This window comes from Anaerolineales bacterium (assembly GCA_022866145.1).
Taxonomy (GTDB): Bacteria; Chloroflexota; Anaerolineae; order Anaerolineales; family E44-bin32; genus PFL42.
Genome location: JALHUE010000388.1, coordinates 1 through 17858 on the forward strand (window position 1 = coordinate 1; position 17858 = coordinate 17858).

General features: G+C 66.0%; 21 protein-coding genes. 7 read left to right on the forward strand and 14 right to left on the reverse strand.

Annotated features, from left to right (window positions below; translation table 11 throughout):
* The coding region (locus MUO23_11730; GenBank protein MCJ7513626.1) for a transposase at positions 1–397 on the forward strand (397 nt) is incomplete at its 5' end.
* 565 nt (positions 398–962) lie between these two features.
* Positions 963–1223: an RNA-binding protein gene (locus MUO23_11735; protein ID MCJ7513627.1), complete on the forward strand. Its 261-nt coding sequence runs from the start codon at positions 963–965 to the stop codon at positions 1221–1223.
* A gap of 337 nt (positions 1224–1560) precedes the next feature.
* On the opposite strand, the gene MUO23_11740 is transcribed toward MUO23_11735, so the two are convergent.
* The 3 genes from MUO23_11740 to MUO23_11750 all read right to left on the reverse strand — a co-directional run bounded on the left by MUO23_11740 (position 1561) and on the right by MUO23_11750 (position 4305).
* Positions 1561–1722 (reverse strand): hypothetical protein, encoded by a 162-nt coding sequence (locus MUO23_11740; protein ID MCJ7513628.1) that lies wholly within the window; start codon positions 1720–1722, stop codon positions 1561–1563.
* Positions 1723–2065: 343 nt separating this feature from the next.
* On the reverse strand, positions 2066–2935 hold the full coding sequence (locus MUO23_11745) for a pirin family protein (GenBank protein MCJ7513629.1): 870 nt from the start codon (positions 2933–2935) through the stop codon (positions 2066–2068).
* Positions 2936–3204: 269 nt separating this feature from the next.
* Positions 3205–4305, reverse strand: coding sequence for a phosphotransferase (locus MUO23_11750; GenBank protein ID MCJ7513630.1), 1101 nt, complete (start codon positions 4303–4305; stop codon positions 3205–3207).
* 233 nt (positions 4306–4538) lie between these two features.
* Here MUO23_11750 and MUO23_11755 point away from each other — a divergent pair, with 233 nt between their 5' ends.
* The 3 genes from MUO23_11755 to MUO23_11765 all read left to right on the forward strand — a co-directional run bounded on the left by MUO23_11755 (position 4539) and on the right by MUO23_11765 (position 7867).
* Positions 4539–5615 carry a 4Fe-4S binding protein gene (locus MUO23_11755; protein ID MCJ7513631.1) on the forward strand — a complete coding sequence of 359 codons (1077 nt, stop codon included), beginning with the start codon at positions 4539–4541 and terminating at the stop codon, positions 5613–5615.
* Positions 5616–5839: 224 nt separating this feature from the next.
* Positions 5840–6091: a hypothetical protein gene (locus tag MUO23_11760; protein MCJ7513632.1), complete on the forward strand. Its 252-nt coding sequence runs from the start codon at positions 5840–5842 to the stop codon at positions 6089–6091.
* Positions 6092–6451: 360 nt separating this feature from the next.
* The gene (locus MUO23_11765) at positions 6452–7867 is read left to right on the forward strand and encodes a B12-binding domain-containing radical SAM protein (protein MCJ7513633.1); all 1416 of its coding nucleotides are present in this window, start codon (positions 6452–6454) and stop codon (positions 7865–7867) included.
* A gap of 99 nt (positions 7868–7966) precedes the next feature.
* Here MUO23_11765 and MUO23_11770 read toward each other — a convergent pair whose 3' ends face one another.
* Positions 7967–9190 carry a DEAD/DEAH box helicase gene (locus tag MUO23_11770; protein MCJ7513634.1) on the reverse strand — a complete coding sequence of 408 codons (1224 nt, stop codon included), beginning with the start codon at positions 9188–9190 and terminating at the stop codon, positions 7967–7969.
* A 297-nt stretch (positions 9191–9487) separates the two neighbouring features.
* On the opposite strand from MUO23_11770, the gene MUO23_11775 reads away from it, so the two are divergent.
* Positions 9488–10633 carry a DUF362 domain-containing protein gene (locus MUO23_11775; protein ID MCJ7513635.1) on the forward strand — a complete coding sequence of 382 codons (1146 nt, stop codon included), beginning with the start codon at positions 9488–9490 and terminating at the stop codon, positions 10631–10633.
* 146 nt (positions 10634–10779) lie between these two features.
* Entirely contained in the window at positions 10780–11553 is a 774-nt protein-coding gene (gene tpiA / locus MUO23_11780) for a triose-phosphate isomerase (GenBank protein ID MCJ7513636.1), read from the forward strand.
* Positions 11554–11714: 161 nt separating this feature from the next.
* On the opposite strand, the gene MUO23_11785 is transcribed toward tpiA, so the two are convergent.
* The 10 genes from MUO23_11785 to MUO23_11830 form a co-directional block, all read right to left on the reverse strand.
* Entirely contained in the window at positions 11715–11987 is a 273-nt protein-coding gene (locus MUO23_11785; GenBank protein MCJ7513637.1) for a EutN/CcmL family microcompartment protein, read from the reverse strand.
* A 2-nt stretch (positions 11988–11989) separates the two neighbouring features.
* A complete protein-coding gene (locus MUO23_11790) occupies positions 11990–12319 on the reverse strand; it encodes a EutN/CcmL family microcompartment protein (protein ID MCJ7513638.1) in 330 nt (109 codons plus the stop codon).
* Positions 12316–12954 (reverse strand): BMC domain-containing protein, encoded by a 639-nt coding sequence (locus MUO23_11795; GenBank protein MCJ7513639.1) that lies wholly within the window; start codon positions 12952–12954, stop codon positions 12316–12318. Before MUO23_11795 ends, MUO23_11790 begins: the two co-directional genes overlap by 4 nt.
* A 37-nt stretch (positions 12955–12991) precedes the next feature.
* The gene (locus tag MUO23_11800) at positions 12992–14455 is read right to left on the reverse strand and encodes an aldehyde dehydrogenase EutE (GenBank protein ID MCJ7513640.1); all 1464 of its coding nucleotides are present in this window, start codon (positions 14453–14455) and stop codon (positions 12992–12994) included.
* Positions 14455–14754 carry a EutN/CcmL family microcompartment protein gene (locus MUO23_11805; protein ID MCJ7513641.1) on the reverse strand — a complete coding sequence of 100 codons (300 nt, stop codon included), beginning with the start codon at positions 14752–14754 and terminating at the stop codon, positions 14455–14457. The genes MUO23_11800 and MUO23_11805 overlap by 1 nt, the downstream gene beginning before the upstream one ends.
* A 98-nt stretch (positions 14755–14852) precedes the next feature.
* On the reverse strand, positions 14853–15128 hold the full coding sequence (locus MUO23_11810; protein MCJ7513642.1) for a BMC domain-containing protein: 276 nt from the start codon (positions 15126–15128) through the stop codon (positions 14853–14855).
* A 102-nt stretch (positions 15129–15230) separates the two neighbouring features.
* Complete coding sequence (locus MUO23_11815) at positions 15231–15869, reverse strand: hypothetical protein (GenBank protein ID MCJ7513643.1); 639 nt, start codon at positions 15867–15869, stop codon at positions 15231–15233.
* 19 nt (positions 15870–15888) lie between these two features.
* Positions 15889–16752 carry a deoxyribose-phosphate aldolase gene (gene deoC, locus MUO23_11820; protein MCJ7513644.1) on the reverse strand — a complete coding sequence of 288 codons (864 nt, stop codon included), beginning with the start codon at positions 16750–16752 and terminating at the stop codon, positions 15889–15891.
* 27 nt (positions 16753–16779) lie between these two features.
* The gene (rpiB, locus tag MUO23_11825) at positions 16780–17223 is read right to left on the reverse strand and encodes a ribose 5-phosphate isomerase B (protein ID MCJ7513645.1); all 444 of its coding nucleotides are present in this window, start codon (positions 17221–17223) and stop codon (positions 16780–16782) included.
* Positions 17224–17542: 319 nt separating this feature from the next.
* Positions 17543–17858: GntR family transcriptional regulator (locus MUO23_11830; protein MCJ7513646.1), on the reverse strand; the 316-nt coding region annotated here is incomplete at its 5' end.

Here is a 17858-nt window from a genome sequence, read left to right on the forward strand (position 1 = left end):
AAGCTATGCCGGTCTCGTCCCCACCGTACACGCCAGCGGCGGCAAGACCCGCTTCGGCCATATGCGAAACCCCTCCAACCAGTACCTCAAGTGGGCCTTCATCGAGGCGGCCAATGTCGTCGTCCGCCATCGGCACCACCCCGCCTGGAAGACCAAGTACGTCTGCCAGGTCTACGACCAGGTCTGTCAGCGGAAAGGGCATGCCATCGCTGTCGGCGCCGTCGCTAGCCACCTGGCGGAGGCTGCCTTCTGGATATTGAAGAGACAACAACCCTACCGGCCGCCTGCCAACCGGCAGGTCTCTCCCAAGCAGGCGCGAGGGCGTGCCCAACTTGTATCCATTGAGATACGTGAGTTGATTGCCTGGCTCCTGCTGGACTTGCTCGTGCCGCGCTGACGGCGAACACCGTCCCGGTGTCCTTCGGGATAGATGTTTCCAGGCGAACCGGTCTAGAGGAGCAGGGGATCGCTCAGATCTTAGGACCTCGCACGCCTTGACAGCAGCGCTTTCATAGACGTTGGGCGTGCGGGATGCGCCCTCCAGACTCTCAGGCACCTTCAGGAACATCGGTCTGACTTCGTGGAACCCCCAGGACTTCGGCGCCACGAAGGCGCCCCGGGATCATGTCGAGCCTGTGATCCGAGTCTGAGATCGGACCTCGCACAAGGGGCATTGAGTCGGAGGACGCGAACGTGATCATTGGAGATCAGGCGCGGTTCGGGGCTAGCAGATCGTCAGGAGAGTAGCGGCACGACTCTATGCTCCCCATTGGATCGGCTGATCCGACGTCAGAGTCGGAGTAGGTGGGACCCGGGATGGGACTGCTCCGTCTGCAAGGGGAATCCGTGTTACACTGAATGTGTAGTTGAGAGAATGGATCGCCCGTTGCACTTGGACCGCCGACCTCTCTATCCGCTGGCGGTCAATCAGTATTCGGCCGTGCCGGAGGAGGCAGTAAGAAATGGAAATCAGAATCTATGTGGGCAACCTGGCGAAGTCGACCACCCAGGACGAAATCACCGCCCTGTTCGCCCAGGAAGGCGAAGTCACCTCGGTTGATCTGATCAAGGACCGGGACAGTGGTCTGTCCAAGGGCTTTGCCTTTGTCACTATGACCTCGCAGGAAAGCGCAGACAAGGCTATCAGCAAGTACAACGGCTACTCCATGGCGGGGAATGAACTCAAAGTCAACATCGCCAAGCCCCGCGTGGAACGCGCCTAGACAAACCGGCAACGGAATACAAGAGAACCTCGCCGTAAGGCGAGGTTCTCTTTGTCCTCACCTCGTCCATGACGGGCAAGACCACTCATACCCACTTCGTCTTTCGGGCCACCGGCGCCGCCCAACCAGTGATTCCATCACTCCCGCGAGGGGGGTACCTCTCGGCTCCCAAGTGCGCCCAACTTGCCTCTCCCGGGACAACTGGATGGCCGAGTTCCGTGGCTGCGAATTCAGTCGGCCCGATGGAAGAAGCCTGGTCTGGTGCCCACTCGAGGGCAATCGCGACTTGGCGCCTTGCGTCTCCTATTCCGGTCACGGACCGTCACGAGGAGAAGGACTACCCCAGGCCGCCGCGGGCAGGACAGCCCGCGGCACGCCAACCGCGACGCGGGGATCGCTCTTGATCCAGGCTGACGACGGGTGACCCCGGCCCCAGCAATTCAAACGGAGGCGTTGAGGCGAAGTTGGCGTACAGGTTGTTCGAGGACTGCGAGGTCATACTGGCCCTCCCGGCGACGCAAGACCGCTCGCACCAGTCCGGCCAGGCTCGAGCGGGTCCCCTGCGGCACCCGCCTGGACCATCACCAGAGCGGCACACGTCGGTAACACCGCCTTAGGCTGCCACCAGTTCTGGTTCCCCCTGATGCCGTGCTATGCCTGCCCCATGCTCGTTTCGGGGATGGGCGCCGAGGCGGATTCCCCCTCAGCCACTCACCGTCCGATCGCCAACATGGCGGTCAGGCAGACCACCCCGGCAAGGCCGTACTCCACTCGCCAGTGTGCGACTGCCAAGTGGACGAATTAGTCATATCTCCGGCTATGCGCAGCCTTCCCCCCGGAGTTCAGTTTTGCACGAAGGTTCCGTTGCGCAGATCGGCCAGCGCCTGCTGGATCTCTTCCTGCGTGTTCATCACAAAGGGTCCGTAGGGGGCGACGGGTTCCCCGAAAGGAGCTCCGGCCATCAGCATAAACCGCACAGCGGACGAGGCGCCGGTACGGACGCGCAGCAAGTCGCCATCCCCCAACACCACCAGGTTTACGGCCGCCACCGGGTCGCCTTCGCCGGCTGCGTCGAGGCCGAACACGCCCTCGCCCTCGAAGACGTAGGCGATCGCCTGATGCCCAGCGGGAATCGTCACATCGAACTCGCCCTTGGGTTCGACGGCAACGTCCATGTACAGCGGCCCGGCGGCGATCTCGGTGACCGGACCCCTGCCGCCGGCGTACTCGCCCGCAACCAGGCGTACCCTTGTCCCTTCGGCCTCAACCACAGGAATGCTCTCGGCGCTCACTTCCTGGTAGCGCGGCTGGCTCATCTTGCGGGCTGCGGGTAGGTTGACCCACAGTTGAAATCCGGTGATCAGCCCGCTCGGTCCGCGGCGCGGCATCTCCTCGTGCATGATGCCCCGCCCGCTGGTCATCCACTGCACATCCCCGGGCCCGATGATGCCCGTATTCCCCAGGCTATCGCGGTGGCGGACATTGCCTTCCAGCATGTACGTCACGGTCTCGATCCCGCGGTGCGGATGCGTCGGAAAGCCGAGGATCGGCCCTTCGAGCGGGTCGTTGAAGGCGAAGTGGTCGAAGAGCAGAAAGGGGTCGTACAGGTTCTCGGGTCTTGGGCCGAAGGACCGGCGCAGCAGCACGCCGGCGCCCTCGATCACGTACTGCGGCTCGATGATCTGTTCCACACTGCGAAGAACTTGAGGCATGCTCGGTCTCCACAACTTGGACTGTTAGTATCCAGATTATACCCGTCGCCCGCCCAGCACCTGTGCGAAAGCCCGGCCACCCCTCCCGGCCATCCCGGGCAGGCTGGCAGACCGCGCACACAAGCGTTGTGAGTTCAAGGGGTCCGAGGCACACCGCCTGCCCGCGCCTGACACGTGTCTCCGGGCCCGGAACGTCAGGGCTGGCTCGGGGGCAATCTCCCGCCGGCGCCTGCTCGCCGGTTCTCGGCCCAGTCGCCGGCTGGGCTGCCCTAGCCGGCGGGAAGCTCCGCCAGCAAAGCCTGCACCTGGCGCCGGTTGTCCGCCGACTGCAGCCAGCGGGAGGAATGCAGGTTGTGTTTCAGGTAGACGAGATACTCGGCGGGATTGACTTGCTTGCAGAAATAATCGCGCAGCGTCCAGTACAGGATGTACACATTGCCGGCTTGGATCAGATCCGGCAGCAGCTGCAGCTCATCTGCCCCAAGCGCGGTCAGCTCCCGGGATGCGCTCAGGCGTGCCTGATAGGCTGAGACAAAGGTTCCCAGGTCGCGCAATCGTAGCGCCCCATCGCTCGCCTGCTCCCATGAAGCGCAGAAGTACCACGCCGCCAGGCCGACGTCGAAGGCCCGCAAGTCGACCTTCGCCCAATCGAAGTCCACCAGCCCGCTGATCTCCTCGCCCTCGAACTTCAAGTTCCCGGGGTGGTAGTCGGAGTGAATGATGAGCTCGGGAAAACTACCGATCCCTGGATCGCGCAGCGCGCTCAAAGTCTCGACGATGCTTGCCTGGACCTCACTGAAGTGATCCGCAACGCAATCATCGAACTCCGTCCCTTTCGATAGACCGGGCGCTCCCGCCCACTTGTCCGAAATCACCGGAAGCAGTTCGATGATACTGGGTTCGGCGCGCCGTCCCGCCGGCTGCAGGCTGCGTACCGCGGCGTGGAAGCGTGCCAGCAGGTCGCCGGCGTTGTGGAGCTCGCCCGGGGTGCACTGCGGCCCTACCCAGGTGTAGCGGTCCTCTCCGGGCAGGAAATCGAAGATCGCGAAGTAGGCCAGCGGCTGCGAGGCGTCGCCGCCCGGAAGCTCGAGGAAGGTGCTGCCGTGGCGCGTCCGTTGGACCTGCGCGATCGGACAGGTACCCTGGCGGGAGACATGCTCGATCAGCGTGTGCTCGAAAAGGATCTCCTCTACGCCGATGCCGTGCCGGTACCTGCGCAGGAAATACTTGCTGCGCCGGCCATCCTTCACCAACTCGATGGCGAAGGAGGTATTCACCGTCCCGCGTTGGTCGCGGGACTGCGCTTCCAGTTCCCCCAGATCGTAATGCGCCAGGACGGCGTTCAGATCGACGGTCGGTTCGCTTACCATGCAGTCCTCCCCTCTCGATGCCGCAGCCTGACAGGGCACGCAGCGCTCACAGCCTGCGTCGCTGACCGGCACGGGCTCCAAAGCATGCTTACCCCACTCCAATTCTACGGGGGAAGGCTCGTCGATGCATCCGGCCCCCCGTACACCTAGACATTGCCTGGCTACGCGAATCCCGCCCGCCGAGAGCAGGCCTCGGGTATACTGGGCGGCGAAGTTCCGGGAAAGGGGTTGCATTGGAAGATCAGGCGTACCAGCGGCTTGCGCGTCACCTGGATGCCCTCCCCAATGGGTTTCCTCCCACCGCCAGCGGCATCGAGCGGCGCCTCCTGGCAAAGCTGTATACCCCGGAGCAGGCCGATCTCGCCGCGCGCTTGCGCCTGAGGCTTGAGTCGCCGGAGCAGATCGCGGCCCGCACGGGCCTAGAATTCGCCGATGTCAAACCGCTCCTGAAGACGATGGCCCGGCATGGGCTGATCGCTGTTGGACGGGCTGACAAGGGCCTGGGCTACGGCGCCCTGCCGTTCGTCGTCGGGATCTACGAGATGCAGGTCGGCACGATCGACGGCGAGATGGCGCAGCTGTTCGAGGACTACTACCAGCAGGCATTCCATCAGGCCCTGACGGAGCAGCCGCCGATCCACCGCGTGATCCCGGTCGGCGAAAGTCTGCGCACGGACATTGAGATCCATCCGTTCGAGAACGCCTCTGATTTGCTGGCGGGCGCCGCCGCCTGGGGCGTGCTGGACTGCATCTGCCGTAAGCAGAAGGCGCTGATTGGCGACGGCTGCGACCATCCGCTCGACGTATGCCTGGCCATGAGCCACAGCCCCGGCGCCTTCGATCACAACCCGACGATCCGCAGCCTCACCCGCCAAGAAGCGCTCGCCACGCTGCACCGAGCCGCAGAGGCGGGCCTGGTGCACTCGGTCAGCAACGCCCGCGAGGGCGTGGGGTACGTCTGCAATTGCTGCACGTGCTCGTGCGGCGTGCTGCGCGGGCTGGCCGAACTAGGCCTGGCCAACGTCGTCGCTCGCTCGGCCTTCGTCTGCCAGGTCGACGCCGACCTATGCACCGGCTGCGAGCTTTGTTTGGAGCGCTGTCAGTTCGGAGCAATGGCCTTCGACGGCATCGTGCAGGTGGACAGCGCCCGCTGCGTCGGCTGCGGCGTGTGTGGGCTGGCCTGCCCCGACCACGCCCTGACCCTCTGGCGCCGGCCCGAGGACGAGGTCAAGCCCCCGCCGGCGACCGAAGCCGAATGGCGGCTGGCGCGCGCTCAATCGCGAGGCATCGACTTGCACCAGGTCGTCTGAGGCGGGGGAGCCCCTCCAAACGGGCCTGCCAAGGAGCCGTGCCAAGTGGTGGCGAGAAGACCTCCGAGTTGCATATCGCCCTTGTTGGGTGGATTGCAGGCGTTCATCGGCGTCGGCGCGATGGCGGGGGGCCTGATGCTCTGCTTGAACCGTCAGGAAGCGGGCTGGGACTTCCGATTGATCGGCTCCAAGCGTCCCCCTTTCCCGACTATCGGATCCCCGGGGTGTTCCTCTTCGCCGTGAACGGCCTGGGCAGCCTTGTGGGCGCCGGTCTCTCATTCGCCCGCCACCGCTACGCAGGAGAGGCCGCAGCCACATTAGGCTCGATCTTGATGGCCTGGATCGCGATCCAGGTCGCCATCATCGGCTCTCTGCACTGGCTGCACGTCCTCTACTTCGCCCTCGGATTCGTCGAACTGGCGTTGGGCCTAGTCATTCGCCGCTCCCGGGACTCCCTAGGCCGACGACCCACATAGTTCGAATCAGCAGGCCACCTGGGGCGCGACTGGCCCTCTTGGGTCGGCGACGCACAGTACCCGCTGAGGCCAGCTTGCCGCGAGCAAGCCTGCCGGTCGGCCGCGGTTTGCCTCGAAGTCCCCTCAACCCGCTGCGCCCCACGCGAGAGCCAGTGCGCCGCAGCTCATCGGCCCACCGCCATCAACCGGATAGCCTGCAGGCTCCGTCAGGTGTGCTAGAGTAGGCTTGAGGTGGCCAGCGCCTCATCCGGCCGGGTGCCATCGAGGCGTGGCCCGCTCGCGGTTGCCGGCGGCCGATCCCCCGGCTGGACATGACCGCCCTCATTCGGCCTGACGCTCCGACCCCGAACGAGGCGACCGATGGATCAGACCAGGTTGTTGCTTGTCAGTCCGACCTCTCCCTCCAGGCGGGCCGAATCCAGCTACCGGCCTCGCGCGCCACGCGTCTTTCGCTTCTCCATGCTCTCCAGCCTGTCGGTGGCGGCTGCCATGCCACCCGAGGTTGCGGTTCGGATCATCGACGAGGACGTTGAGCCGATCGAGTTCGATGCTCAGGCGGATCTCGTCGGAATCTCCTGCATGACCTACAACGCTCCGCGCGCCTACGAAATCGCCGACCGCTTTCGAGCGCTGCGCAAGCCGGTGGTCCTGGGTGGGTATCACCCCACACTCCTCCCCCAAGAGGCGATCGAGCATGCGGACAGCGTATGCATCGGAGATGCAGAGCCTGTGGCCCGGCAGATCATCCAGGACTTGGCGGGTGGCGGACTCAAGCCCTACTACACGGCTCAGCCTTGCTCCCTGGCAGGGCTGCCACGCCCGCGTCGCGACCTGATCCGGCGGCGAGATTACGTTCCCCTCGACGCCGTGCAAGCGACCCGCGGCTGCGACCGCAGCTGCGCATTCTGCTCCGTTGCCGCGTTTCACCGCTCCCACTTCCGCGCCCGCCCGGTGGCTGAGGTGATCGATGAGATGGCCGGTCTCGGGCGGAATATCCTCTTGCTGGATGACAGCTTGACCTGCTCTAGGGAATACGCGGCGGAGCTCTTTGCAGCGATGATCCCCCTGAAGAAGCGTTGGTTCAGCCAGAGCAGTGTCTCCTTGGCCTTCGATCCCGAGCTGCTGGGGCTGGCTGCGCGCAGCGGCTGCAAAGGCCTCTTCATTGGGTTCGAGTCGCTGTCGGAGCGCTCCCTCCGCTCGTGGAACAAGCGCGTGAACCTGCAGCGTGACTACCTGCAGGCGGTGCGCAACCTGCATGCCCAGGGGATTGCCGTCTTTGCCGGCTTTGTCTTCGGTGGCGACGACGAGCGACCCGACATCTTCCCTCGGACCCTCGCCTTTCTGCTCGAGGCCAACGTCGAGAGCTTGCAGGCGACCCGCCTGACACCCTTTCCCGGCACCCCATTGTTCCGGGAATTCGAGCGCCGCGGGCGGATCCTCGACCACGACTGGAGCCACTACGATTTCGGAACGGTGGTGTACGAGCCACAGCACATGAGCCGCCGCACCCTCAACGAGGGTGTTGCCTGGGTTCAGCGCCAGTTCTTCTCTCGGCATGCCATCCTGCGCCGTGTCGCGCACGACCTGCGCCTGCTCGGGCCCGAGGCGACCCTCAGGGCTGTGCTCCCCCTGAACATCGGCTACCGCGCCAAGATGCATGCGGAAGGCAACTTCGCCAGGGCGGCACTTCACGACGCGTATCTCGCGGACGAGTTCGCTCGGAGCGCAATCGAGCCGGCGGGCGATTCGCGCGGATTGGGTCGCCGCTCACCATAGGCACGGCGCGACAAGCCACCGCCTCGCGGCAGGCGCCCGCGAGGCGGTGTACATGCAGTGCCCGCTCGAGGAGTGGGCAGTGGATTCGTCGAGGGTCCCCTAGCGCGTCATCGCCTTCCAGCGATCGGCGGTGGACTGCTGCCGCTTGACCTCACGCAGCAGCGCCTTGGCTGAGGGCCGCGCCCAGTCCGGTGTCGGCACGTCGTAGTCAAAGCCCGGCAGACGCAGACGCTCGATCTTCTCGCCGAGCAGGTACTCGATGCGGGCAATCAGCGGCTCGTCGTCAGGCGTCACAAGCGTCCAGGCCACGCCCTCCGCTTCGACCCTCGCCGTCCTGCCGATGCGGTGGACGTAGTCCTCCGGCTCCTCCGGGACGTCGTAGTTGATGACGTGGGAGATGCCATCGATGTCCAGCCCGCGGGCGGCGACATTGGTTGCCACCAAGACCCGCGCCCGGCCGGCGCGGAAGGCCTCCAGTGCCCGCAGGCGGTCGCGCTGGTTGTAGTCGCCGTGCAGGGCGGTTACCGACATCCCGATCTCGCTCAGTTGGCGCAGCAGAATGTCCGCATCCTGGCGGGTGCGAGTGAAGACCAGCGCGCTGGTTACGCTCTGGCGTGAGAGCATCTCGCACAGCAGCGGCCGTTTAAGATGTTTCGGCACCGGGTAGAGCTCCTGGCGCAAGGCCGCCGGCGGGCGCGCGGTGGCGACTTCGATGCGCACCGGGCTACGCATGTAGCGGTGGCCGAGGCCGACGACCGTCGCCGGCATCGTCGCCGAGAACAGCATCGTCTGTCGCTCGGCCGGTAGACGGCGGATGATGTCATCGATGTCCGGCAGGAAGCCCATGTCCAGCATGCGATCGGCCTCATCCAGGACGAGGAACCCCACATCGCGCAGCTGCAGGTTGCGGCGCTGGATGTGGTCCAGCAGGCGGCCCGGCGTGGCGACGATGATGTCGGCGCCGCGCCTCAGCTGATCGGTCTGCTGCTTGATGGGCGCTCCGCCATAGACAACGACGACCCGCAGGCGAGTGTTGCGGGCGAGCTCCGTGGCGTCGCCGGCGATCTGTAGCGCCAACTCGCGAGTCGGGGCCAGGATCAGCATGCGCGGATTCTGAACGGCCGGCGCTTGCAGCAGCTGCTGCATCGCCGGCAGCAAGAACGCCAGCGTCTTGCCGGTTCCGGTCTGGGCCGTGCCCAGGATATCCTTGCCCTCCAGCGCCGGGGGAATGGCCTGGGATTGAATGGGCGTCGGCTCCTCGAAACCGAGGTCGGCGAGACCTCGCTCGAGCGAGTCATGCAGTGCGAAATCTGAGAAACTCATACGGTCAATCGTTTACCTTCGTCTCTAGGGACGGCTACAACAGAAACACCGCTCCAAACCGGGAGCGGTGCGCGTGCCGATCCAAGTATCGTAGGGCGAAGTCTACCCCAGATGCGCCAGGCTGTCAAACCAGGCCTTGCCCATCCTGACACCGTCTTTCCGCGCATGTCGCCAGCTCCCGCGCTCACGAACGAACCGGGGGCACGCGGGCGGCCAGGCACAGGCCGACGCCGGGTAGATCCGATGGATGCGTGCGCCGCGCAACGAGGGTAGAATTCTTCAAGGAGGTCGGCCATCATGAACCGGAAGAACACCGGCACAGCTTCCCGGGCTGCCCGTCCCCTCTCCCGCCGGCAGTTCCTGCATGTCCTCGGGCCGGCAGCCGCAGCCGCCGGCGGTTCTGTGGCCTGCGGACGCCTTGGTCTCTGGCTGCCCCCGGCCACCTCGACCGTCCCCCTTCCGACCGAGGAGCCTACGATGCCTGCCGCCTCGACCGTTCCAAGTGCAACTCCCGCCCCCACAACCCAGCCGGCGTCCCTCACCGGGGTGGTTGCGCTGGTCGCCACGGACGACCGGGCGGCGGGCGTGCGCCGCGCTCTGGACATACTCGGGGTCAATCCGGTCCAGGGCAGGCGCGTGTTCTTCAAGCCCAACTTCAACTCAGCCGATCCTGCGCCGGGATCCACCCATCCTGAGGTCCTGCGCGCCATGGCGACCTGGATGCAGGCTGCCGGCGCTGACTCGATCACCCTCGGCGACCGGAGTGGGATGGGCGACACCCGGCGCGTCATGAAGGAGATCGGCGTCTTCGACCTGGCTTCCGAGCTTGGCCTCGAGACCGTCGTCTTCGATGACCTAGGCGCCGAGGGCTGGATCTCGCAGCCCTCCGCTGCCACCCACTGGTCCCGGGGGTTCGCCCTTGCTCGGCCTGCCGTCGAGGCCGAGGCGCTGGTGATGGCCTGCTGCCTGAAGACCCACCGTTACGGCGGGCAGTTCACCCTGTCGCTCAAGAATGCAGTCGGCCTTGCGGCCAAAACGGTGCCAGGCGAGGGGTATGACTACATGCAGGAGCTGCACTCGTCCCCCGATCAAAGGCCGATGATCGCCGAGATCAACGCCGCCTTCGCTCCGGCGCTCGTGGTCATCGACGGGGTTGAGGCCTTCGTCACCGGCGGGCCGGACTCCGGCCGGCGGGTCCAGACCCGGGTGATCCTGGCCGGCAGCGACCGGGTGGCGCTGGACGCGGCAGGCGTCGCCCTCCTGAGGATGCACGGCACCACCCCGGAGGTCAGCGCCGGCCCGGTGTTCGGTCAGGCCCAGATCGCCCGGGCCGTTGAGCTCGGCCTCGGCGTGAACAGCCCCGACGGTATTCAGTTCGTTACGGACGATCCGGAGAGCGCCGCTTACGCGGCTTCGCTCGAGCCAATTCTGCAGGCGGCATAGAGGCCAATCTCTGTCCGCGCCAGCCAGGCACGCCGAGTGACCGTTGGGCTTTGGGCGAGGCAACCCGACGAACCGCCAAGCGCCCGGACAGACGACCGGTTCGCCGCGATCCAGATCGCGGCTCAACCAGGAGACAGACACCGACGATGCGCAGACCCATCCTAGCCGGCAACTGGAAGATGAATCTCGGGCGTCCGCAGGAAGCGCTGGAATTCGTGCGAGCGATCCGGCACCCGCTTAACCAGATCGAGCACGTGGATCGAGTCATTTGCCCCCCCTTCACGGCACTTCATGCCGTCGCCGATGCGCTGGCGGGCACCGCAATCGGCCTGGGCGCACAGAACATGCACTGGCAGGTCAACGGCGCCCAGACAGGCGAGATCTCCCCGCCCATGCTGCAGGAGATCTGCCAGTACGTGATTGTCGGCCATTCGGAACGTCGGGCGACGGGCAGCAGCCTGGAGACGAACGCCTCCACCAACCACAAGCTGCGGGGTGCGCTCGAGCATGGACTAACCCCGATCGTGTGCGTGGGCGAGAACCTGGATCAGAAGCAGCGCGGAGAAACGGATTCCTTCGTGCAGTCACAAGTCCTGGAGGCATTGGACGGGTTGTCGGCAGAGCAGGTCGTGCGCTGCGTTATCGCCTACGAACCGATCTGGGCGATCGGGACCGGCATGGCGGCGACTCCGGTCGACGCCAATCGCCTGATCGCCCTGTCGATCCGCGGCCCGATCTCCGCCGCGTTCGGCGAGGCCACAGCTCAGCTGATCCGGGTGCAGTACGGCGGCAGTGTCACCCCCGACAACATTGTCGAATTCATGGCCATGCCGGAGATCGATGGCGCCCTGGTGGGCGGCGCCAGCTTGAAGCCGGACTTCGTCGACCTGGTGCGCCGGGCCGCCGGAACTCCTAAGTAAGCGATGGCGCCAGGCAGTCCCAAGCCGGCCGGGCGCCCAGAGACCCGAAGGGGACCTTCGGCGACGAGCGACAGCCTTGGTAAGCAACAGGCTCCTTCCGGCGAATTGCTCCGGCAGCAACCGGGGATACTTGCGCCTGGGTGCGGCTGAAACGGACGCCGTTAGAGCTTGAGCGCCACCTGGTCGACGATGCCGACAATCACTGCCCGGATCGCGCCGGGGTCGAGCCCAAGGATCTGGCGGGCACCGTTGCCCTCGTCGATCACCAGCACCGTGTCCCCCGGCCCGGCCTGCACCACGTCTACGGCGATGTCGTAGGCGCCGGTCTCGCCTCCCCCCAGGTCGAGCTGATCGACCAGCAGCAGCTTGCGGCCCTCGAGGTGGGAGATCTTGATCGTCGAGACCACGGTGCCGACCACTTTGCCGATGTACATCCTCAATCCTCTTCCGCCGAGGCGACCAGCCAAACGGCGGTCGGCTGCGACCGGCGCGGACCTCGCTCAAATTCGACCTCATCCACAATCCCGGTGATCGCCAGGTCAACAGGGACGAAGACCTCGGGCATGGCCTGGGCCGCCTCGCGGCTGCCAACGACGAACACCAGCTCGCCCGGCCCGGCCTGACCCGTGGCGTCGGCCGCGATCTGAGGGCTCCCTTCGGGATGAAGGTCCTCGTTCAACAGCTGGACGACCAGGAACTTCACCCCCTCCAGGCCCTCAACCTTCCGGGTGGCGACCACGGTCCCCAGCACCCGCCCGAACTTCATGCCTGTCCCCTCAGCCGCGTCCCAAACCAGGTCGAGGCGCCGACGTTCTCCCACATCCCCGGGTGAAGCTGCGGAATGACGACCTGACGGACGAGCAGGTCCGGGCGCTCGAGGACGGACGTCCCGAGACGAACGGCCGCCTCGACATCGGCCACGAAGCCGGAGAACAGGACGATCCCCTTCCCGCCCAGGCCATCGGCCAGCCGGACCTCGACCAGCGAGACCTGCGCCCCCTTGATACCGGCGTCGGCTGCGTGAATCGCAGCCGCCACGGTCGAGGTCTCGACGATGCCCAGAGCATCGGTCTCGGCCGGGGACCGCGCCCCGCCGATCCGTTCGACCACCTCCGGGTGCACCTGAGGCAAGAGAACGAAGTCGAGCACGTCGGCCCCGCCCGCTTCCCGTCCGGCAGCCAGGGACTCCTCGACGTCGGCCACTTGCCCGCCAATCAACACCAGGTACTTGCCGTTGTGTACGGTCCCGGCCCGGATCGTGTCGATCGGCGCCCGCTTGACCATGGCGTCCGCCGCCTGCATCCCGACGGCGATGCTGGCGAACTCCACCAGGGCTAGAGCAGGCTGGATCACCAGCCCGTCGGGTTCGTTCCCAGAGGCAGCCCTCGCGGGTTCTGTCATTGATCGGGGGTCCTTCGCATCCGCCAGCGTCATTGCATCACACGATCCGGAAGGCGTCCTTCAACGTGCAGCGGCGGAGGCGGCTGAAGCTGATCGGGTTGGTGATCCCCTCGCCGGTTGGGCTGGCGATGGTGAAGGAGCAGAAGCCTTCGCCTCCTTCCCCCAGCCCAGCCAGCGCCGGGCCATTCTTGACGAAGATGCTGCAGTCCATCACCCGCGCCATCCGGCTGAGGTTGTCGAGGTTCTTGGAGTACATCACCGCCGTGTGGCGGAATCCGTGCTCGACGACCTTGGCTAGGTCAATGCCTTCGTCGGCGCTGCGCACGCGCACCATGGGCATGATCGGCATCATCTGCTCGGAGACAACCAGCGGGTGATCGCCCTCGACGTCGACCAGGATCAGACGGATCTCATCCCCGACCTCCACACCGATCTGCCGGAGCAGGACGCCGGCGTTCTTGCCGATGAACTCCTTGTTCATCAACCCCGGGGTGCCGGCCGGGGGCAGCTCAGTGAAGATGACTTTCATCAGCCGCTCGAGCTGCGAAGCGTCGATCTCGAATCCTCCGTGGGCGCAGATCGACCGCTTGAGCCCGTCGGCAATGGAAGCCACGGCGAAGGTCTCTTTCTCATCGATGCACACGATATTGTTGTCGAACGCGGCCCCGCGCACGATGCCCCGCCCCGCCTGGTCGATGTCCGCCGTCTCGTCGACCACTACCGGCGGATTGCCCGGGCCGGCACAGATGGCGCGTTTGCCGCTGTGCATCGCTTCGTGCACCACCGCCTCCCCGCCCGTGACGGTCAGCAGGTTGACCAGCGGGTGGCGCATGATCTCCTGGGCGGTGGCGATCGTCGGCTCGGCGACCCCGCATACCAGGTTGGCCGGGCCACCGGCTTCCTGGATGGCTTCGTTCATGAGCTGCACAGCCAGATTGGAGCAGGCGCGGGCGCCGGGATGGGCGTTGAAGACGACGGCGTTCCCGGCGGCGACCATGCCGATGGCGTTGCACAGCACGCTGGACGTCGGGTTGGTGCTGGGGATGATCGCCCCGATCACGCCGTAGGGGGCGTACTCGACCAGAGTCAGCCCATCATCGCCGGTCCACGACCGCGGCGCCAGGATCTCCGTCCCGGGAACCTTGTTAGCATTGAGCAGGTTCTTCTGGATCTTGTCCTCATACCGCCCCATGCCGGTTTCCTGCCAGGCCTGCTGCGCCATTAGCTGGGCGTTCTCGCGGGCCGTCCTGCGCATGAGGCCGATCATTTGCTCTCGGATAGCGAGTGGCAGGCTGCGCAGCTGCTCATACGCCTGGCGCGCTGCCCGGACTGCGCTGTCGGCGTCCGGGAACAGGTTGCTGGCATGACGGAGCGCAGGGGCAGGCGCAGGCGGGCGCCGCGTGTCCACAACCGGAGAGGGCGCGTGCGGCCCGCTTTCGGCCCGCCCCAGCTCCGCCATCACATTCTGAATGATGGCCTCGATGCGGGCGTCGTCCAGCATCAGCCGACCTCTGCCTTGTTGTAGGTCACGGCGCCATCGACCTCCAGCGTGTCGACGATGGCCATGATCACCCCATCACAGGGCCGCTTATCGGTGACGGTCGTCATGCGCGCCGACGAGCCGGTGGCGTACAGCACCACCTCGCCCAGCCCAGCGCCGACGGCATCCGCTGCCACGCGGTAGCCGGTGAGCTCCTTGCCATCGATGTCCAGCTGGCGCAGCACGAGGAACTTCAAGCCCTCCAGGCTGGGTTCCTTGCGCGTGGCGACCAGCGTGCCCACGACTTTGCCCAAGAGCATACGCACCTCCCCACGCCCCCGGCCTGCCGGCCGGCGGCGCCTCGCCATGAGTCCTTTGCCCGGCCGGCCCCCGAGGGGATGGCCGGCCGGTCCGGCAGCTATCCGCCCTTGGCGGGGCCGCGACCCAACGGCAGCGTGCGGTCGACATTGGCATGCGGCCGCGGGATGACGTGGATGGCCACCACCTCACCGACCTTCTCGGCCCCGCGGGCCCCAGCCTCGACGGCGGCTTTCACCGCCGCCACGTCGCCGCGCACAATGGCCGTTACATGCCCGCCGCCGGTCTTCTCGTAGGCAACCAGCTCGACCTTCGCCGCCTTGACCATGGCGTCCGCCGCCTCGACCATGGCGGGGTAGCTCCGGGTCTCGATCATCCCCAGGGCTTCTGATGCTCCGTATGCCTCTTCCACAGCTTCCTCCTGACGACCAGCTAGATGATTTGGTTCTGCGATGATTCCCCGGCAGCCGCCCTGAACTCAGTCGCGCCTGCCGCCTGGCGCTTCACGCCCGTTCACGCCTTCAATGGCCGACACGGCCGCCCCGTAGCCGGCCATAATGTCGCGCTCTTCCCCGCCCAGGTACACCCGCCCGAAGCTCCCGAAGGCGCGCACCTCGAGGATGTTGATGTGCGCCGCCTTCTCGGCTTCGTTGGCCGCCAGGGCGGCGTAGCCGGCCGGCTCGACCTCGAGCACATACAGCGTCTGGCCTGCAAGCAGCATGTGGCCATGGCGCAAGCGGTTGATCAACTGGACCTGGTGGGGGTCGATGTGACGGATGATCTGGCTCGAGATGACCTTGGGCTTGATGCGGTCGGATTCCTCCAACTCCAGAGCCCGCAGGATGGCCGCACCGGCGGCTCGCACCTCGGCCTGGTCTTCGTGGTGGACCTCTAACAGGCCGAACAGGCGCTCGACGATCTGCATCCCCGGCCGCACGCGCGTCGACTTCAAGGCAATGTCGGTAATGCGGTTGATCTCGATACCCGGGGAGATTTCGATCCACAGCGAAGCATCGTTCGGCAGCGGCAAGAACCCTTGGGCCACCGTGCCCAGGAATCCGGCGTGCTGCAGCTGCAGGCTGTCGAGGAAAACGTAGGCTCGCAAGTCGACCGTCATCCGCGTTTCTCCTTCGTCGCTATTTCTCGGCTTCCTGGAGGATCTTCACCGAGGCGCTGGCCCCGATTCGGCTAGCGCCGGCGGCGATCATCTTCTGGGCATCGGCATAGGTGCGGATCCCGCCGGCGGCCTTGACGCCGATCGATGGGCCCACCACCCGCCGCATCAGGGCTACGTCTTCCGGTGTGGCCCCGCCCGGTCCGAACCCGGTGGAGGTCTTGACGAAATCCGCTCCGGCCACCTTGGCTAACTGACAGGCGACGACCTTCTCCTCATCGGTGAGCAGCGCTGCTTCGATGATGACCTTGAGGATGGCGTTGTCGGCGTGGCAGGCCCGGGCGATCGAGGCGATGTCCCGCTCGACAAGCTCGTAGTCCCGCGACTTCAGCGCCCCGACGTTGATCACCATGTCGAGCTCGCTTGCCCCCTCACGGATGGCCTGCTGGGCTTCGAAGACCTTGACGTCAGTCGGGGTGGCACCGAGCGGGAACCCGATCACTGTGCACACGGGAACCCCGCTCCCCTTGAGCAGCTCGGCGCACAGCTTCACATGGGTCGGGTTGACGCACACCGAGGCGAAGCCGAACTTGCGGGCTTCGAAGCACAGCTGAGCGATCTGGTCCTGGCTGGCCTCGGGTCTGAGCAGCGTGTGGTCGATCGTGTGCCCGATTCGGGCGTCGGCCGGCGCCACGCCTAGCGTACTCGCCAGTCGGTCGGCGCCGGCGCTGAGAACAGGCTGAACACGCTCCACGAAGTTGTGGGCAGACAGCGGCGTCGGGCCCGAGGTGTCCCTAGCACTGGGCTCGTCCTGCAGCAGGATCAGCACCTGGCTGGTGATCTGCTCGATGATCTGATCCAGGGTTGCGTCGTCGATGTGTCTCATCCGCTGCCGTATCCTGAAGGTCCTTGCCTACCTGGAGAACCTGCGTTCGATCTGCATGATCTTCTCGACCCGTCGCGCATGCCGCCCGCCGGCGAAGGGGGTTTCTAGCCAGGTCTTGACGATCTGCTGAGCGAGGCTGGCGCCGATCAATCCTGCACCCAGGGTGAGTACGTTGGCGTCATTGTGCTCGCGGCTGTTGACCGCTGAAGACTGGTCGTAGCACAAGGCCGCCCGCACGCCGGGTACTTTGTTGGCGGCAATGCACGAGCCGATCCCGGCGCCATCGATCAGGATGCCGCGTCCCACATTGCCCTGACCCACCAGTTCGGCCACTGCCAGCGCGAAGTCCGGGTAGTCGACGGCCTGCGTGCTGTGGGTGCCACAGTCGATGACCTCCTGCCCTTGCGAGACCAAGAAGGCCTTGAGGGCCTCCTTCAGCGGGTAGCCCCCGTGATCGGCACCCAGGGCAATCGCCTTCGTCGAATGGGCCGAGGGTGTGCCGGCTTGCCAGCCCTGGTCTTTCGGCGTTTCGGCCAGCAACCGCAGCTTGCGATCCATCGCCACCTGGCGCGCCAAGGGGGTCACCAGCGCCCCAGGCGGAACGGCGAACTCGGCGCCGAAGGGAAGATCGCGCAGATCGTGTTCAGTGACCAGGCGGCGCCGCGGGGCCGGCAGGGCACCCGTCTCGCGCCCTAGCGTTCGATAGAGCACGCTGCGCACCCTGGCACGGATGTGCTCCTTGCTTGTCACCTGCGACTCCTGCCGGAGGGAAACTGGACGGCCATGGCGGCTACTCCATCCCGATCAACTCACCGCTGGCCGAGGGCAGGCGTGTCCCCCGGCCGCCAGCGGGCTTGCCACCTTGCCGGCTGTGGCGGCTTCGAACGAGTTTGACCTCGAAGCGCGACCGATCCCCGCGATGGTAGGCGAAGTAGTATTCAATTGGGCGACCATTGGACAGGAAACTCACGCTTTGTATCAGGATCAGCGGCGCACCTTTGCGCGTGGCGAGCAGGCGCGCCTGGCGCGCATCGGCAGAGACCGCCTCGATCGTGCGCCAGCCGCGGGCCAACGCCCGGTGGCATTCTGTTCCGAGAAACTCATAG